Consider the following 17,266-nt stretch of genomic DNA (forward strand, 5'->3'; position numbering starts at 1 on the left):
GAGCTGAAAAAGCACGGATGAAAAGTTCACTATATTCTCAAGGAGGTAGATCGTATGAAAACTATTCTCGCTATCGCTGGACTTATTTGGGTTTTATCGCATGGTATCCCAATTTATGAAGGAGAACAAATTCGCAGTGCTCTAAATAAAAATTTTAATGAATATCATATCATTGATCGGCAAGATAATGTTGTGACAGTTCGTGTAAACGACTGTTTTCATACGGTAACCGTTGAAGGAACTTCAGTAGTGAATGATACAAAAGTATGTGATCAGCAATAATTATATATAGGAAGAAAAAGTCTCAATTTACATGTGTGAAGATTGAGGCTTTTATATTTGGGAATGAATAATAAGCGGGGATGGACAACCCTCGCTTATTATTGTTTTTTGAAAAAAGGAAAGGGTATAATGAAAATTAAGACTGAGAAGCTAACAATGTGTTAAGAATAATCATAAAGTGGAAATATACTCATATGGGGTATCATGCATAGATATTTAATGCTATAATTGGTATACTCGTAAAAGTAATTGTTTTATTGGATGAAGAGAAACTTTAAGAAGGTGATAATATGGGGCATAAAGAGCATGAAGCAGTAACACATAGATCAGAAAAAGAAAAAGAGCAAATTATAAATAGATTGAAGAGAATTGAAGGGCAAGTTCGGGGTATTCAAAATATGATTGAAAATGATCGGTATTGCGTGGATATTTTAGTGCAAATTTCAGCGATTAATGCAGCGATGAAAAAAGTAGGAATGGGTGTATTAAAAAACCATACGAGTCATTGTGTTTCAGGTGCAATTAAAAATGGTAATGGTGACGAAGCAATCGAAGAATTAATGACAGTATTTGAACGTTTTTCAAAAGCGTAAAAACAAGCTAGTGTGTAACTAGCTTGTTTTTTGTTTATCCTTGTATTGGTGTGAAAAAGTGTGTGTAAAATAAACTTTTAGAAAATAATTGAAAAATCATGATAAAAAACCATTGATTACCTTAGGGGGGTATGGTAAGATGTAACTGTGATTAACAAACAATGAATAAACAAGAGGAGGATTTTAAATGGAACAGTTAACATTACAAGTTGAAGGTATGTCTTGTGGACATTGTGTAAATGCTATCGAAAGCAGTGTGAAAGAGCTAAACGGTGTTGAACAAGTGAAAGTTCAATTAGCAGAAGGAACTGTTGAAGTTACTATCGACTCGTCAGTTGTAACATTAAAAGATATCGTTGCTGTAATTGAAGATCAAGGATACGATGTTCAATAATTATTTTTAGATATGGAAATAAATCGTACTTTATAGGAAGTACGATTTATTTTGCTAATAATTATACCTCATAAGGGTATATAGAGGTGAGAGACATGAATGAACAAAAAGAGGCCAATCTTCAAATATCAGGAATGACATGTGCCGCATGTGCAAATAGAATTGAAAAAGGTCTAAAAAAAGTAGAAGGTGTTCATGATGCAAATGTAAATTTTGCACTTGAAAAAACGAAAATAATATATGATCCCCAAAAAACAAATCCGCAACAGTTTAAAGAAAAAGTTGAATCGTTAGGATATGGAATTGTAAGTGATAAAGCTGAATTTACTGTTTCAGGAATGACATGCGCAGCATGTGCCAATAGAGTAGAAAAGCGTTTAAATAAGTTAGAAGGTGTGAACGAGGCGACAGTAAATTTCGCTTTGGAATCGGCTACAGTAGATTTTAATCCTGATGAAATTAATGTAAATGAAATGAAGAGTGCAATTGCGAAATTAGGATATAAATTGGAAGTGAAATCAGATGAGCAAGATGGATCAACTGATCATCGCTTACAAGAAATTGAGCGACAAAAGAAGAAGTTTATTATTTCGTTTATTTTATCATTCCCGTTACTGTGGGCAATGGTAAGTCACTTCTCATTTACATCGTTTATTTATTTACCTGATATGCTTATGAACCCTTGGGTGCAACTAGCTCTTGCAACGCCAGTTCAATTTATCATTGGTGGACAGTTTTATGTTGGGGCTTATAAAGCGTTACGTAATAAAAGTGCTAACATGGATGTTCTTGTGGCACTTGGAACGTCGGCCGCCTATTTCTATAGTGTATATTTAAGTATTCAATCTATCGGTTCTTCGGAACATATGACAGACTTATATTTTGAAACGAGTGCGGTACTTATTACACTAATTATTTTAGGAAAATTATTTGAAGCAAAAGCAAAGGGACGTTCATCAGAAGCAATTAAAAAGTTGATGGGTTTACAAGCAAAGACAGCTACAGTTGTGCGAGATGGAACAGAAATGAAAATTTTAATCGAAGAAGTAGTAGCTGGTGATATCGTTTATGTAAAGCCTGGTGAAAAAATTCCGGTAGATGGTGAGATTGTAGAAGGAAAGTCAGCAATAGATGAATCGATGTTAACAGGTGAAAGTATTCCAGTTGATAAAACAATTGGGGATGTAGTAATCGGTTCTACAATGAATAAAAATGGATTTTTAAAAGTGAAAGCAACTAAGGTAGGAAGAGATACTGCATTAGCTCAAATTATTAAAGTAGTAGAAGAGGCTCAAGGTTCAAAAGCTCCTATTCAAAGGGTAGCAGATCAAATTTCAGGTATTTTCGTACCGGTTGTAGTTGTGATTGCTATTATCACATTTGCAGTGTGGATGATATTTGTTACACCAGGCGATTTTGGCGGAGCACTTGAGAAAATGATAGCAGTACTTGTTATCGCTTGTCCATGTGCATTAGGTCTTGCAACGCCTACATCTATTATGGCTGGATCAGGAAGATCAGCTGAGTATGGTATTTTATTTAAAGGCGGAGAGCATTTAGAAGCAACGCATCGATTAGATACGGTTATACTAGATAAAACAGGTACTGTGACAAACGGGAAGCCAGTGTTAACAGATGTAATTGTAGCAGATGGATTCCATGAAGAAGAAATACTGCGTTTAGTAGGTGCGGCAGAAAAAAATTCTGAACACCCACTTGCGGAAGCAATTGTAGAAGGAATTAAAGAAAAGAAAATTAATATTCCAAGTTCAGAAACGTTTGAAGCGATTCCTGGATTCGGTATTGAATCAGTTGTAGAAGGGAAACAATTATTAATTGGTACACGCCGATTAATGAAGAAATTCAATGTTGATATTGAAGAAGTTTCTAAATCAATGGAAGAGTTAGAACGAGAAGGCAAAACAGCAATGCTTATTGCGATTGATAAAGAATATGCCGGTATAGTTGCCGTTGCAGATACTGTAAAAGATACTTCAAAAGCAGCTATTACAAGACTTAAGAAAATGGGTCTAGACGTTGTGATGATTACAGGAGATAATACACAAACTGCTCAGGCAATTGCGGGGCAAGTTGGCATTGATCACGTAATTGCAGAAGTATTACCAGAAGGAAAAGCAGAAGAAGTGAAAAAATTGCAAGCGCAAGGTAAGAAAGTAGCAATGGTTGGAGATGGAATAAATGATGCTCCAGCACTTGCTACGGCGGATATCGGTATGGCAATTGGAACAGGAACGGATGTAGCGATGGAAGCGGCAGATATTACGTTAATTCGTGGCGATTTAAATAGTATTGCTGATGCAATCTTTATGAGTAAGATGACGATAAGAAATATTAAGCAAAATTTATTCTGGGCACTAGCTTATAACGGTTTAGGAATCCCGATTGCAGCGTTCGGTTTCTTAGCACCTTGGGTTGCAGGAGCGGCTATGGCATTTAGTTCTGTATCAGTTGTATTAAATGCATTACGATTGCAAAGAGTGAAGTTAAAATAATAAAAATGTAAATTTATAGAGTAATTTCATAGGCTTTTAAACAAAAAACAATACTTTGAAATAAGTATTGTTTTTTGTTTATATAGAAAGAAAAAAGATATAATAAAGCAGAAATATTGAATACTAGATGGTAGAAAAGTTAAATGATAGTGTAGTAAGGAGGTTCATATATGTTAAAAGATATGATCATTAGAACATTCCATAAAGAGGATTTAGAACAAGTATTACAGTTGTTCTATGAAACAGTTCATACAATTAATGCAAAAGATTATAACGTGTTACAGCTACAGGCATGGGCACCAGATCAACTAGATAGGGAAAGCTGGTTAAAGTCTTTAGAAAAGAATATTAGTTATGTAGCGGATTATAACGGTATGATAGTCGGATTTGGGGATTATAATGAGGATCATTACGTAGATCGTTTATTTACACATAAAGATTATCAAAGGAAAAGGATAGCTTCATACATACTACAAAAGTTAGAACAAGAAGCAGTGAACTTGGGGCATAGGGGGATTTATACAGAAGCAAGTATTACAGCAAAACCCTTTTTTGAAAGTAAAGGCTTTATTTGCATAAAGGAACAAAAGAAAGAGCATAATGGTCAGATTTTTATTAATTATGTAATGAAAAAAATAGCCCTCTCGTAAACGAGAAGGCTATTTTTCATTATTTTACAGCTTCTTTTAGTTCTTTACCAGCTTTGAAAGCAGGTACTTTAGAAGCTGCGATTTGCATTTCTTCACCAGTTTGTGGGTTACGGCCTGTACGAGCAGCTCTTTCGCGAACTTCGAATGTACCGAATCCGATAAGTTGTACTTTTTCACCAGCAGCTAAAGTGTTAGTGATTGATTCTACTACAGTTTGTACAACTACAGTAGCTTCTTTTTGAGAAATCTCAGCATTTTGTGCTACGTTTTTGATTAATTCTGTTTTGTTCATGTTTTTCACCTCATATGTAAATAATGCTATTTAAGTTGTTATTATAACGTATAAAACATTCGAGAACAAGTGTACGCACATATATTCATAAAAAAAATGGAATTTGTAATATTTTTCAGGATTGCTGTATAGTCGTTCCATTTAAGCGGATACAGATTTTTTCTTTAATTCCGTTTGTTCTTTAGTAGAAGGTAGTTTCTTATTATAAGATATGAAATAAGGTAACGCTACAAATAACATACCTCCTACTAAGTTTCCGAAGAAAACAAAAATGAAGTTTGGAAAATATTCAAACCAAGTTAAATGACCTGCAAAAATTATAGCTGGGATGACAAACATATTGGCTACAACGTGTTGAAATCCAATTGCAACAAAAGTCATAACTGGGAACCAAATGCCGATAATCTTTCCGATAAATTCTTTACTTCCCATACTAAGCCAAACAGCTAAACAAACGAGCCAATTACATCCGATTGCAGAAATGAAGGCTTGTAGTGGTGTATCTTGTAGTTTAGCTTGCGCAATAGAAACTGTTTTTGCTAAAAAAGCTCCCTCTGTTAATCCGACGATATGACCGAAAAAATAAGCAACGAATACAGCACCTATGAAATTGCTCAATGTAACAATAATTAAATTTCGTATGAAATAAAATAAAGTAATTTTCTTTTGAAGCCAGGCCATGGAAACTGTCATCATGTTACCAGTTACTAGTTCACCGCCTGCAAGAATAACGAGAATAAGACCGATAGGGAATACAGCAGCGCCTAGAAAACTAGTAAATGATCCCCAAGCCTTTGGCATTGTTCCAATAACATGAATATCGAGTAAATACCCTAATGCTATGAAAGCACCGCCAAAAAAACCGAGAATTAGCATAGGGAGTAATGATAAATGAGCTTTTTTTCTTCCGGAATTAGCAGCAAGTTCCGTAATTTCTTCTGGTGTAAATACAGACATGAATAATCTCTCCTTAATAAAATGATAAAAGAATAAATGGAACATTTTTAAGAATCTATGTATTATAAAAATATGTTATGACTTCTGTATAAATTTGTCAAAGTGAGCAGGGCTGGAATTAAATATAACTAACATTGTTCGTGTTGTCACATTCATGTAACAATAAGGTTTTAAAGTACTTCTAGAGGTGAGAACATGAATACGTATCACGTAAAAGAAGAACAAAAAAAATCAATCGTCAAGGTATCTATAATCAGTTTTGTAAGTGTAGTAATGATTTCTATAAGTTTGTATTTCTATGCGACAGAAATAGAACGAAAACTAGTAACAGTTACGTGGAATGAAATAGAATCTTCTACAATTCCTAAAGAGTTTCATAATAAAAAAATATTGCAGTTCTCAGATGTACATTTAGGGCCAGAATTCACACTGAAACAATTAGAAAATTTGGTGGAGAAGATAAATGCATTAAGTCTGGATGTAGTAGTTTTCACAGGGGATTTAATAGATAAGTTTGGATCGTATAAAGCCGAAAGAGAAGAAGCGAAAGGGATTTTACAAAAAATACATGCACCCTTAGGGAAATATGCAGTGTTTGGGAATCATGATAGAGGCGGCGGAGGTAGTTTATTTTATAAAAAATATATGGAGGAAGCTGGTTTCGCTGTGTTAGTCAATGAAGTGCAGAAAATTAAAGCGGAAAACGGCAAATATATTACAATATCAGGTTTGGATGATTTTTTATTAGGTAAGCCGCAAATAGACTCAACTTTAAAACATGTAAGGCAACAAGATTTCAATATGTTATTAGTACATGAGCCGGATGTTGTAGACAAAGTAGCACGTTACCCAGTTGATTTTCAAATGTCAGGCCATAGTCACGGAGGACAAGTTCAAATTCCTTTTATCGGTCCATTCATTACGACAAAACTAGCTGAGAGTCATGTTGAAGGTATGTATGAAGTAGAGGGGAAGAGTAAGCCGTTATATTTATATGTAAATCGTGGTATTGGGACAACCCGAATGCCTGTTAGATTTTGGAGTGTACCTGAACTTTCAGTATTTATATTGAAGCAAAAGAGTAACTAATGTATTCAATTCCACATCATCATTCTCAATTTGATTTTGATGAACGAGCGATGTTAATTGGTGGTAAATAAAAAACAACAATAGGTCATATAAAACCTATTGTTGTTTTCATTATTTTTGCAAGGGAATCGCATCGAAATATGTTCTATAGTTACTAGAGAATTCAAAGTTGTTTTTTGCATCCCAATTAATAGACCAAGACATTAGGCCGCGGAATGCAGGATAGCCACTCTCATTTGAAAGTTTATACTTTCCTCCGAAAGGAATTCCCTTAATGATATAATCTAAAGCTTTTTTCATTTCAGTTGGAGAAATATACCCACCACTTGGAGCGGCCGCTGGTGCTGCAGGAAGTCCAATCATTACTTGATCCGAACGAAGAGCTGGGAACATGTTATTTGCATTACCACCTACAGGAAAACCATGTAAGAGCATATCTGCCATAGCGACCTCGTAGTCTGCAGTACCTTGATTGTAGTTATTACCGTCCATTCCAACCCCGCTGCCAGCGTTGTAGTGTTGAACGTGAATGTATGTCAGTTTGTCTTTCACTCCGTAAATAATCGGTAAATATGCACCCCAGATGCTTCCGTATGCACTATAACCGCCTTGAACATAAGCTGTTTCAGGAGCCATGCTTAATAGAAAGTCGGGACCGTAATGATCTGAGATTGTTCGAATAGCCGAAATAAGATTTACGATTTGAGGAGTAGTTGGGTTTTTGAAATTAGTGTCATTTCCGTTTAAGTAAATACCTGATTCAAGGTCAATATCTATTCCATCAAAACCGTATTTATCAATGAGAGATTGTATGGAATTAATAAAGCGTTGCTTAGCGGCATTGTCAGGAAGTAAAACGACTCCATTTTGTCCACCAATTGAAAGAACTACTTTTTTTCCTTTACTCTTTAAATAAGAAATATCTGATTTGAATTCTGCATCTGTACCATACACAGGAGAAAATTCAACAGTAGAACGATCACCACCAGTTTCCCCGAAAGATACATTAATTACATCCCATTTTGGTGAAACGTCTCTTAATTTAATAATGCCAGTACCGTTATCAAAGTTATGCCAGTATCCAACGAGTAGTTTTGATCCTAAATTGTTTGCTGCTTGTGCTTGAAAGGGGGCTAGTGGTAGCAGTAAAAAAATTACTAACGTACAACAAATGAATTTGAACTTGTTTAACATATCAACACTCCTATACAAAAAGTTGTCTAGATGTATAATCTTGTTTATTTAATGATATCTGAAAATTCGTTCTTTCGTAAGGTAGCTATAATTTTCTCAACAATTGTATATGGAAAATTATTAAACCTAATGTAATAATTTTTATAGGAGCTTGCATTACAATTGTTAAATTCAGAATATTTTGATATATTTTAAAGTGTAGGCAAAGTTTTCACATAATACTCTTACATAAATTTCAAAATTACGTTTGGAAGGGGATGTATAAGAGTTGGATAAAAATCTTAAGAAAGACCTCAAAATACGCCACATTACAATGATCTCAATTGGCGGCGTAATAGGAGCTGGTTTGTTTGTTGGAAGTGGGGCAGTTGTGCATTCAGCAGGGCCAGGTTCTATCGTTTCATATGCATTAGCAGGACTTCTAGTCGTTTTCGTTATGAGAATGCTTGGGGAAATGGCAGCTATTAACCCGACAAGTGGGTCATTTGCAACATATGCAAGAGAAGCAATTGGTCCATGGGCCGGTTATACAATTGGGTGGCTATATTGGTTTTTCTGGGTAATTGTTATTGCGATAGAAGCCACAGCAGGTGCTGGTATTATTCAATACTGGATTCCAGAAATCCCTCTTTGGTTATTAAGCCTAATATTAACGATTTTATTAACATTGACGAATGTTTTTTCGGTGAAATCATTTGGAGAGTTTGAATATTGGTTTTCTTTTATTAAAGTAATAAGTATCGTTTTGTTCCTTTGTCTTGGACTAGCTGTTATTTTAGGATTTGTACCAGGAACGGAAGCACCTGGCACTTCGAATTTAGTAGGACAAGGAGGATTTATGCCAAACGGTATAAGTTCGGTGCTACTTGGAATTACTGTCGTAATATTTTCATTTATGGGATCTGAGATTGTTGCAGTAGCTGCTGGAGAATCTGCTGAACCTGTAAAAGCAGTAAAAACAGCAACAAATAGTGTAATTTGGCGTATTCTCGTATTTTTCATTGGATCGATTGCTGTAGTTGTTACACTTCTTCCATGGAATTCAGCGAACATATTAAAAAGTCCGTTTGTAGCGGTACTGGAACATATAGGGATACCAGCGGCAGCACAAATTATGAATTTTATCGTTTTAACAGCTGTACTTTCTTGTTTAAATTCTGGTTTATATACGAACTCAAGAATGCTTTTTTCAATGGCAGAAAGAGGAGATGCTCCAAAGGCATTTTTGAAATTGAATAGTAGTGGTGTTCCAGTTCGGGCCGTTTTATTCGGAACGTTCTTCGCTTATATTGGAGTTGTTTTTAGTTACATATCTCCAGATAAAGTCTTTTTATTTTTAGTGAATGCATCTGGCGGGATTGCGTTGCTCGTTTATCTCGTTATAGCTGTTTCGCATTTAAAGATCCGTAAAAAAATGGGGAAAGTAGAACAACAAAATTTGAAAGTGAAAATGTGGTTTTTCCCGTATGTAACGTATGTTACAATTGCCGCTATTATAGCTGTTTTAGTTACGATGCTTGCAATTGAATCTTTACGTTCACAAGCACTTTTGACGATGCTTGTTACTGTTCTTATAATACTTTCTTATTTTATTTTTAATAGAAATAAAAATAGTACAGTATCGAATACTACAAGTAAGAATGAGGAATCTGTTCGATTCTAATTTCTTGTTTTCGAAGAGAGTTACACCCAATCATTGCTATAAAAGAATCATATATAATCATAAAAATGAGTAATTACTATTGTCATAGTGAATATAAACTTTTTTCTTGACTTTTTATGCGAAGGCGAGCAAAATGATAAAAAAGGAAGGGGGGATGACGATGGAAGAGTACGTATTAGAGCTGTATAACCTGCTATATACGACAGAATGGCAAGATATTGTTTCGTTTCTAGGAATCGTATTTTGTATAAAAATTGTAATTGTATATATGGAAGAGCAAGGTATGTTCTATTCCTTCTCATCCCCGTTCGATATGCAACGCGAGCCGTTGCTGAACTATGCCAAGGTAAATTACGAACAATTTCCTTTTGTATTTTTCTTTATGATTCGATTTATTACAGCAATTGTAAAGAAAAAGGAAAGTGACGATGAAGAGTGCCACTCAACTTGTAATATAGCGAATGTTCTTTAAGCTAAATACAAGGAGGAGATTTATATGTGGTTTCGATTTCTTATGATTGGTTTCTTTTCATTAACAGCAATTTCTTTAATGGGATATCAAGTGTCTGAAATTTTTCAAGCATATAGCGATACATTTTTTAACAAAAACTAATCGCATTGCTATTTGAATAATAAAGCGATAAAATCCTTCTTAAGAAGTTTTATTAAGAAGGATTTTTTCTTTGTTTTGTCTTGCTGTGTCAAACTATTGTCACATTTACACTGTGAATAGTATGTTAAAATAGTGAGGTTACGTATACATATTTGAAGGAAGAGGGAGTGACCATTTTGGTGGATCAATCAACAAATCAGAAAAGCTATGCTCCTATTGTGATAACGCTTTCTGTAATTGTAAATGCGATTATTTTATTTTTGTTCTTTGGACCTGTTGGCTATGAAGGAGAAGTACATTTTGATGTAACGATTTTACCAATGTTAAACGCAATTTTTAATAGCTTTACGTTCGTATTTTTATTAGCAGCGTTATTTTCTATTATTAAGAAGAATGTGAAAATGCATCGTGGCTTCATCCTAGCAGCATTTACAACGACGTTGCTATTTTGTGTTTCTTATTTATCGTATCATTACTTGGCGCCAGCAACACATTTTGGTGGCGAAGGATTCATTAAATATGTGTATTTCATCATTTTAATTACACATATTATCCTAGCAGCAATTATCGTACCACTTGCATTGTTTGCACTTGTATTTGGTTTTACAAATCAATTAACACGTCATCGTAAAATTGTACGTTGGACAATGCCGATTTGGTTATATGTAAGTTTATCTGGTGTTATTGTTTACTTAATGATCTCACCTTATTATCAATAAAAAATCTCAGCCTATAGGCTGGGATTTTTTTGTTAGGCAAATGTTTTTGTAAAATGAAAAAAATATGGTATACAAAAGTATAGTTGCTTTTCATATAGAAGGGATGGTAAAGGGATATGCAAAATTTTGTATTTCGTAATCCAACGAAACTTATTTTCGGTAAAGGTCAATTAGAGCAATTGAAAACTGAAATTCCACAGTTCGGTAAAAAAGTTCTTCTCGTATACGGGGGAGGCAGCATTAAAAGAAACGGTATTTATGATAATGTAATTTCTATTTTAAAGGAAATAAATGCAGAAGTATTTGAATTGACAGGTGTTGAACCGAATCCACGTGTATCAACTGTAAAGAAAGGGATTCAAATTTGTAAAGATAATGGTGTTGAATTTATTTTAGCAGTTGGTGGAGGTAGTGTAATCGACTGTACGAAGGCAATTGCAGCTGGTAGTAAGTACGATGGAGATGTGTGGGATATTGTAACGAAAAAAACATTTGCCAGTGAGGCATTACCATTTGGTACTGTGCTTACTCTTGCGGCAACAGGATCTGAAATGAATGCTGGTTCTGTCATTACAAACTGGGAAACGAATGAAAAATATGGCTGGGGTAGCCCAGTTACCTTCCCTCAGTTTTCAATTTTAGATCCAGCTCATACTGCGTCTGTACCGAGGGATCAAACAATTTACGGTATGGTAGATATTATGTCACACGTATTAGAACAATATTTCCATCATGGAACAAATACAGAATTACAAGATCGTTATTGTGAATCTGTTTTAAAAACAGTCATTGAGACAGCTCCTAAGCTTTTAAATGATCTAGAAAATTATGAGCATAGAGAAACGATTTTATACTGCGGTACTATGGCGCTAAACGGTATTTTAGCGATGGGAGTAAAAGGAGACTGGGCAACACACAATATTGAGCACGCGGTTTCAGCGGTTCATGATATACCACACGGAGGTGGCCTTGCGATTTTATTCCCGAACTGGATGAAGCATGTTGTAGATGAAAATGTAAGTCGTTTTAAACAGTTCGCTATTCGTGTATTCGATGTAGAAACAGATGGAAAGACTGATCGAGAAATTGCGTTAGAAGGAATTGAGGCGTTACGTCAATTTTGGACTTCAATTGAAGCACCAGTAACGTTATCTGATTATGCTATTGGAGAAAATGAAATTGATGTAATGGCGGATAAAGCGATGGCTTATGGCGAATTTGGTAACTTTAAAAAATTAAATAAAGACGATGTTTTAAGCATATATAAAGCTTCCTTATAAGTGAAGCGAGTAAAGGAACCCATTTGATATAACAATCCAATGGGTTTCTTTTTTGTTGTTTATAACTGTTTGTGATTGTTTTTGGTTATTTGTGAATGTTTATGGTTGATTTTTGTGATCGTTTTCATTATACTGTAATCAAAGAAGAGGTGAATAAAATGTTAACTCCTGAACGTCATCAAATGATATTGCAACTTGTAAAAGAGCAGAAGGTTGTTAAATTACAACAATTAGTGGAAAGAACAGAAAGCTCTGAATCAACAATTCGTCGTGATTTAGCGCAATTGGAAAAACAACGGTTATTAAAAAGAGTTCACGGTGGTGCAGCTGTTTTAACAGGAAAAGGACAGGAGCCGACGATGGTTGAAAAATCATCCAAAAACATTCAAATAAAACAACAAATTGCGAAGTATGCGGCTAACGTTGTGGAACAAGGTGATTGCATTTATTTAGATGCAGGAAGTACAACATTTGAAATGATTCCATTTTTAATAAATAAGGATGTTACCGTTGTTACGAATGGACTTATGCATATTGAAGCTTTAGTTGAAAATCATATTCGTGCATATTTACTAGGCGGAATGATGAAGAGTAGGACGAAAGCTTTAATCGGTGCTATGGCACAGGAAAGCATGCAGAAGTATCGTTTTGATAAATGTTTTTTAGGAGCGAATGGTGTACATGAACAACTTGGTTTTACAACACCAGATCCGGAAGAGGCACTTTTAAAGCAAATGGCATTAACATTAGCAAATGAAGGATATTTCTTAATTGATGAAAGTAAGTTTTCGGAAGTTGCGTTTGCGAAAATTGCCAATGTTGAAGAGGCGAATATTATTACAAACCATTTAGAAATTGATTTAGAAAAATATAAAAGACAAACCAATGTAATTGAGGCTGATAAACAATGATCTATACAGTAACTTTAAACCCATCTATTGATTATATAGTACAAGTTAATTCCTTAGAGTTAGGCGCAGTAAATCGAGCAGAAAAAGATATGAAGTTTCCTGGAGGAAAAGGAATTAATGTTTCTCGCGTTCTTCATCGTTTAGGTGTTGAAAATGTAGCGCTAGGATTTACTGGTGGATTTACCGGTCGATTTATTAAAGATGTATTACAGGCGGAAGGTGTAACAACAAACTTCGTCCAAGTAGATGGAGATTCTCGAATTAATGTGAAAATAAAAGGGCAAGAAGAAACAGAATTAAATGGGCAAGGACCTAGTGTGACTAAGGAACAATTTGAACAATTAATGAAACAAATTGAAAGTATGCAAAAGGGAGATTGTGTTGTACTAGCTGGAAGTGTACCAGCGTCTATCCCAACTACCTTTTATGAATCAATCGCAGCGTTCGGAGCTGAAAAAGGCATTCGTGTAGTAGTAGATGCAAGTGGTAGTGCGCTGCAGCATGTAGTTAAAAATAAACCATTTTTAATAAAGCCTAATCATCATGAACTTGGTGAGTTATTCGGAGTAGAGATTTCCACAGTAGAAGATGTTTTACCATATGGAAGAAAATTAGTTGAACAAGGTGTAGAGCACGTTATCGTATCAATGGCCGGAGATGGAGCTTTATTATTTACGGCAGAAGGTATATATGAAGCAACTATTCCAAAAGGCGTTGTAATTAATTCGGTTGGGGCTGGAGATTCTCTCGTTGCGGGATTTGTAGGAAGATATGAACAGACAAAAGATATTGAAAAGGCATTTCAATATGGCGTTGCAACAGGGAGTGCAACAGCATTTTCAGCCGATTTATGTGAAAAGGAAAAAGTAGAAGAATTATTGTCGCAAGTAATTGTAACTAAGCGATAGGGGGAAGCAACATATGAAAATTACAGAACTATTAAAAAGGGATACAGTTATTATGAATTTGACAGCTTCAAATAAAGAAGCTGTCATAGATGAGTTAGTTGAGAAATTAAACGGGGCAAATCGTTTAAATAGCAAAGCTGAATTTAAAGAAGCTATTTTAAAAAGGGAGTCACAAAGTACAACCGGCATTGGTGAAGGGATTGCTATACCTCATGCGAAAACAAAAGCTGTTAAGCAACCAGCGATTTGTTTTGGTAGAAGTGTAAGCGGTATCAACTATGAATCGCTTGACGGACAACCTGCGCATTTATTTTTTATGATTGCTGCAAGTGAAGGGGCGAATAATACGCATTTAGAAACGTTATCACGCCTATCTACACTATTAATGGATGAAGGGTTTCGTAAGCAATTGTTAGAAGCGAAGGATGAAGAAGAACTTCTTCGTTTATTTGATGAAAAAGAAAATGAAAAAGAAGAAGAAGAGGTTGAAGTTGCAAAACCAGAAGGGAATGAACCGTACGTATTAGCTGTTACAGCTTGCCCGACTGGAATCGCTCACACATATATGGCTGCAGATAGCTTGAAAGCAAAAGCAGCAGAGCTAGGAATTGCAATTAAAGTTGAAACGAATGGATCAACAGGTATAAAAAACGGTTTAACGAAAGAGGATATTGGACGCGCAACAGCTATAATTGTTGCGGCAGATAAACAAGTAGAAATGAATCGTTTTGCTGGTAAACATGTTATTCAAGTGCCAGTCGCTGACGGGATTAGAAAAACTGAAAAACTTCTTAATCGGGCTGTAAAACAAGATGCACCAATCTTTAAAGGTGTAAAAGAGGATGGAAAGGCAGAAAATACGGAGAAAGAAAATGGATTAGGAATTTATAAGCATTTAATGAACGGCGTAAGTAATATGCTTCCATTCGTTGTTGGTGGCGGGATTTTAATTGCGCTAGCGTTTTCGTTTGGTGGTATAAAAGCAGAAGGTCCTTTAGCTGAATTGTTCATGTCTATTGGAGGAGGGGGAACAGGGGCATTTTTATTCCTTGTACCAATTTTAGCAGGGTTTATTGCTAGTTCTATTGCTGATCGTCCTGGTTTTATGCCCGGTGTTGTCGGAGGATTTTTAGCGGCACATGCGAATGCTGGATTTTTAGGTGGATTAATTGCTGGTTTCTTAGCCGGATATGTTGTTTTAGGATTGAAAAAATTATTTTCAGGCCTACCAGTACAATTAGAAGGAATTAAACCTGTATTGTTATATCCGGTCTTTGGATTATTGATTACAGGAGTTGTTATGCAAAAAGTAGTAATTCCGCCTGTAGTAGCATTGAATGAAATGTTAACAGGATGGTTAAATGGTTTGAACGGTACAAATGCTATATTACTAGGTCTTATTTTAGGTGCGATGATGGCAATTGATATGGGTGGTCCAATTAATAAAGCAGCATTTACGTTTGGTATTGCTGCGATAGAAGCGAAGAACTTTGGGGTACATTCAGCGGTTATGGCTGGTGGTATGGTGCCACCGCTTGCAATTGCGTTAGCAACTACCTTCTTTAAATCGAAGTTTACAGAAGCGGAACGTAAGTCTGGTTTAACAAATTATATTATGGGGGCATCGTTTATTACAGAAGGTGCGATTCCGTTTGCAGCAGCAGATCCGGTTCGGGTAATTGTCAGTTGTGTTGTCGGTTCAAGTATTGCAGGTGCATTATCAATGTTATTCCAAATTACATTACCAGCACCGCATGGTGGATTGTTTGTTATCGCTTTAGTAAATAAACCAGTGTTATATATTTTCTCGATATTGATAGGGGCAGTTGTTTCTGCTCTTATGATGGGAATTTGGAAAAAGAAAGTTAAATAATACGTGTAAAGGGAGTAGCTTTTATTAGCTGCTCCTTTTTATTACAAAAAAGGAGGTTGATAATTGGATAATGATGAATTTTGGTAAAAGATGTAATGAAATATGCTTTTTTTGTAACAAAAAAGTAATACTGTAATTTTTTCTGGAAAAAAATTCTGGTGCTTGTATGTGGAAAATATATGAAAACTATTGGGAATTCTATTGGAAATGTAATTCATTAATATGGAAATTTATGTTACAGCTCATTAATCGTATATTACGAATGGTTTGTAATTGTGTGTTTTCTAAAAATCTTAAAAATCCGTTGCTATAATAAAAATACGAAAACAAAGCAAATGGAGGCTATTCATGAAAAAATTATTAGGTATAGCAACGGCGGCAGTTTTTGGTCTTGGGATTTTTGCAGGTTCTGCGAAAGCGGAAACGATTGTAACAACAGACGTATTAAATGTTAGAGAAAACCCAACTGTAGAGTCTAAGCTTGTAGGTAAAATGTTAAGTGGAAATAAATTAGATGTTGTAAATACAGAAAACGGATGGACAAAAATTAAATTAAATGGTCAAGAAGCGTTTGTAAGTGCTGAATTTACAAAAAGTACATATTATGTGACGGCGGGTGTGTTAAATGTTCGCGCTGGAGCGAATACTGACTCGGAAATTATTGGAAAACTGAATAAAAATGATGTAATTGAAACGACAAATCAAGTTCAAAATGAATGGTTGCAATTTGACTATAATGGAAAAACAGGATATGTTCATGTGCCATTTTTAACAGGAACGGCACCAGTGATTGAAAAGAAAGAAGTTGCAACGAAAGAAGAAGCGCCGGAAAGAGTAAATACGCCGGTTAAAAGTAATAAAGTAGTTAAGAGTAAAGAATCTGTTAAGAATGTAGAATCAAGTAAACCTGTGGCAAAACAGCAGTCAACTACGAAACAAGTTGCGAAATCTAATGAAACAAGTGCACCGACTAGTGGACGTGAAATAACGGTAGAAGCGACAGCATATACAGCAGATCCGAGTGAGAATGGTTCGTATGGTGGTCGTGTATTAACTGCAATGGGGCATGACTTAACAGCGAATCCAAATATGAAAGTAATTGCTGTTGATCCTAAAGTAATTCCACTTGGATCAAAAGTATGGGTAGAAGGATATGGAGAAGCGATTGCTGGAGATACTGGTGGTGCGATTAAAGGAAATCGTATTGATGTTTTAGTTGGCTCAGATGGTAGTGCGAATAGCTGGGGGCGCAAATCTGTAAAAGTGAAAGTTATAGAGTAGTATATATGTATTAATATAAAAGGCGGTTGCTTGAAAGTATGTAAGCAATCGCCT

17 protein-coding genes are annotated in these 17,266 nt (G+C 35.2%); 14 read left to right on the forward strand and 3 right to left on the reverse strand.

The features are described from left to right. Positions 1–54 precede the first annotated feature (54 nt). The 5 genes from PQF83_RS16410 (at position 55) to PQF83_RS16430 (ending at position 4,432) form a co-directional block, all read left to right on the forward strand. Complete coding sequence (locus tag PQF83_RS16410) at positions 55–282, forward strand: hypothetical protein (RefSeq protein WP_000849103.1); 228 nt, start codon at positions 55–57, stop codon at positions 280–282. A 290-nt stretch (positions 283–572) separates the two neighbouring features. Further along, positions 573–875, forward strand: a complete 303-nt coding sequence (locus tag PQF83_RS16415) for a metal-sensing transcriptional repressor (RefSeq protein ID WP_000509877.1) — start codon at positions 573–575, stop codon at positions 873–875. 187 nt (positions 876–1,062) lie between these two features. Next, the gene (gene copZ / locus PQF83_RS16420; RefSeq protein ID WP_000436976.1) at positions 1,063–1,269 is read left to right on the forward strand and encodes a copper chaperone CopZ; all 207 of its coding nucleotides are present in this window, start codon (positions 1,063–1,065) and stop codon (positions 1,267–1,269) included. 95 nt (positions 1,270–1,364) lie between these two features. After that, complete coding sequence (locus tag PQF83_RS16425) at positions 1,365–3,782, forward strand: heavy metal translocating P-type ATPase (RefSeq protein ID WP_001005287.1); 2,418 nt, start codon at positions 1,365–1,367, stop codon at positions 3,780–3,782. 170 nt (positions 3,783–3,952) lie between these two features. Continuing rightward, positions 3,953–4,432, forward strand: coding sequence for a GNAT family N-acetyltransferase (locus PQF83_RS16430; protein ID WP_000910300.1), 480 nt, complete (start codon positions 3,953–3,955; stop codon positions 4,430–4,432). Positions 4,433–4,451: 19 nt separating this feature from the next. On the opposite strand, the gene PQF83_RS16435 is transcribed toward PQF83_RS16430, so the two are convergent. Then, positions 4,452–4,724, reverse strand: coding sequence for an HU family DNA-binding protein (locus PQF83_RS16435; protein ID WP_001043904.1), 273 nt, complete (start codon positions 4,722–4,724; stop codon positions 4,452–4,454). A gap of 141 nt (positions 4,725–4,865) precedes the next feature. Next, on the reverse strand, positions 4,866–5,681 hold the full coding sequence (locus tag PQF83_RS16440) for a formate/nitrite transporter family protein (RefSeq protein ID WP_000110527.1): 816 nt from the start codon (positions 5,679–5,681) through the stop codon (positions 4,866–4,868). 195 nt (positions 5,682–5,876) lie between these two features. Between PQF83_RS16440 and PQF83_RS16445 the strand changes: the two genes are divergently transcribed. Then, the gene (locus tag PQF83_RS16445; protein ID WP_001099526.1) at positions 5,877–6,770 is read left to right on the forward strand and encodes a metallophosphoesterase; all 894 of its coding nucleotides are present in this window, start codon (positions 5,877–5,879) and stop codon (positions 6,768–6,770) included. A 111-nt stretch (positions 6,771–6,881) separates the two neighbouring features. On the opposite strand, the gene PQF83_RS16450 is transcribed toward PQF83_RS16445, so the two are convergent. Further along, positions 6,882–7,964: a chitinase gene (locus tag PQF83_RS16450; RefSeq protein WP_000932461.1), complete on the reverse strand. Its 1,083-nt coding sequence runs from the start codon at positions 7,962–7,964 to the stop codon at positions 6,882–6,884. 268 nt (positions 7,965–8,232) lie between these two features. Between PQF83_RS16450 and gabP the strand changes: the two genes are divergently transcribed. The 8 genes from gabP to entD all read left to right on the forward strand — a co-directional run bounded on the left by gabP (position 8,233) and on the right by entD (position 17,212). Further along, complete coding sequence (gene gabP, locus PQF83_RS16455; protein WP_000360127.1) at positions 8,233–9,627, forward strand: GABA permease; 1,395 nt, start codon at positions 8,233–8,235, stop codon at positions 9,625–9,627. Between the two features lie 133 nt (positions 9,628–9,760). After that, positions 9,761–10,099 carry a hypothetical protein gene (locus tag PQF83_RS16460; protein ID WP_141402940.1) on the forward strand — a complete coding sequence of 113 codons (339 nt, stop codon included), beginning with the start codon at positions 9,761–9,763 and terminating at the stop codon, positions 10,097–10,099. A 317-nt stretch (positions 10,100–10,416) separates the two neighbouring features. Next, the gene (locus PQF83_RS16465; RefSeq protein ID WP_000228315.1) at positions 10,417–10,959 is read left to right on the forward strand and encodes a DUF420 domain-containing protein; all 543 of its coding nucleotides are present in this window, start codon (positions 10,417–10,419) and stop codon (positions 10,957–10,959) included. Positions 10,960–11,075: 116 nt separating this feature from the next. Next, positions 11,076–12,239, forward strand: coding sequence for an iron-containing alcohol dehydrogenase (locus PQF83_RS16470; RefSeq protein WP_001179105.1), 1,164 nt, complete (start codon positions 11,076–11,078; stop codon positions 12,237–12,239). A 158-nt stretch (positions 12,240–12,397) separates the two neighbouring features. Beyond that, the gene (locus PQF83_RS16475) at positions 12,398–13,150 is read left to right on the forward strand and encodes a DeoR/GlpR family DNA-binding transcription regulator (RefSeq protein WP_000957275.1); all 753 of its coding nucleotides are present in this window, start codon (positions 12,398–12,400) and stop codon (positions 13,148–13,150) included. Then, a complete protein-coding gene (gene pfkB, locus PQF83_RS16480; protein ID WP_000640766.1) occupies positions 13,147–14,058 on the forward strand; it encodes a 1-phosphofructokinase in 912 nt (303 codons plus the stop codon). The genes PQF83_RS16475 and pfkB overlap by 4 nt, the downstream gene beginning before the upstream one ends. A 13-nt stretch (positions 14,059–14,071) precedes the next feature. Next, positions 14,072–15,931, forward strand: a complete 1,860-nt coding sequence (locus tag PQF83_RS16485) for a PTS fructose transporter subunit IIABC (RefSeq protein ID WP_000704630.1) — start codon at positions 14,072–14,074, stop codon at positions 15,929–15,931. Positions 15,932–16,279: 348 nt separating this feature from the next. Beyond that, positions 16,280–17,212, forward strand: coding sequence for a cell wall-binding protein EntD (gene entD, locus PQF83_RS16490; RefSeq protein ID WP_000734629.1), 933 nt, complete (start codon positions 16,280–16,282; stop codon positions 17,210–17,212). The last annotated feature ends 54 nt before the right edge of the window (positions 17,213–17,266 follow it).

Source organism: Bacillus sp. FF-1 (assembly GCF_028548245.1).
Classification (GTDB): Bacteria; Bacillota; Bacilli; order Bacillales; family Bacillaceae_G; genus Bacillus_A; species Bacillus_A paranthracis.

Bases quoted from the DNA above. Each gene is read 5' to 3' on its own strand.
- PQF83_RS16435 (WP_001043904.1), bottom strand. From the start codon at position 4,724: ATGAACAAAACAGAATTAATCAAAAACGTAGCACAAAATGCTGAGATT.
- PQF83_RS16470 (WP_001179105.1), top strand. From the start codon at position 11,076: ATGCAAAATTTTGTATTTCGTAATCCAACGAAACTTATTTTCGGTAAA.
- PQF83_RS16460 (WP_141402940.1), top strand. From the start codon at position 9,761: ATGATAAAAAAGGAAGGGGGGATGACGATGGAAGAGTACGTATTAGAG.
- PQF83_RS16415 (WP_000509877.1), top strand. From the start codon at position 573: ATGGGGCATAAAGAGCATGAAGCAGTAACACATAGATCAGAAAAAGAA.
- PQF83_RS16430 (WP_000910300.1), top strand. From the start codon at position 3,953: ATGTTAAAAGATATGATCATTAGAACATTCCATAAAGAGGATTTAGAA.
- PQF83_RS16450 (WP_000932461.1), bottom strand. From the start codon at position 7,964: ATGTTAAACAAGTTCAAATTCATTTGTTGTACGTTAGTAATTTTTTTA.
- copZ (WP_000436976.1), top strand. From the start codon at position 1,063: ATGGAACAGTTAACATTACAAGTTGAAGGTATGTCTTGTGGACATTGT.
- PQF83_RS16445 (WP_001099526.1), top strand. From the start codon at position 5,877: ATGAATACGTATCACGTAAAAGAAGAACAAAAAAAATCAATCGTCAAG.
- pfkB (WP_000640766.1), top strand. From the start codon at position 13,147: ATGATCTATACAGTAACTTTAAACCCATCTATTGATTATATAGTACAA.
- entD (WP_000734629.1), top strand. From the start codon at position 16,280: ATGAAAAAATTATTAGGTATAGCAACGGCGGCAGTTTTTGGTCTTGGG.
- PQF83_RS16410 (WP_000849103.1), top strand. From the start codon at position 55: ATGAAAACTATTCTCGCTATCGCTGGACTTATTTGGGTTTTATCGCAT.
- PQF83_RS16440 (WP_000110527.1), bottom strand. From the start codon at position 5,681: ATGTCTGTATTTACACCAGAAGAAATTACGGAACTTGCTGCTAATTCC.
- PQF83_RS16475 (WP_000957275.1), top strand. From the start codon at position 12,398: ATGTTAACTCCTGAACGTCATCAAATGATATTGCAACTTGTAAAAGAG.
- PQF83_RS16425 (WP_001005287.1), top strand. From the start codon at position 1,365: ATGAATGAACAAAAAGAGGCCAATCTTCAAATATCAGGAATGACATGT.
- PQF83_RS16485 (WP_000704630.1), top strand. From the start codon at position 14,072: ATGAAAATTACAGAACTATTAAAAAGGGATACAGTTATTATGAATTTG.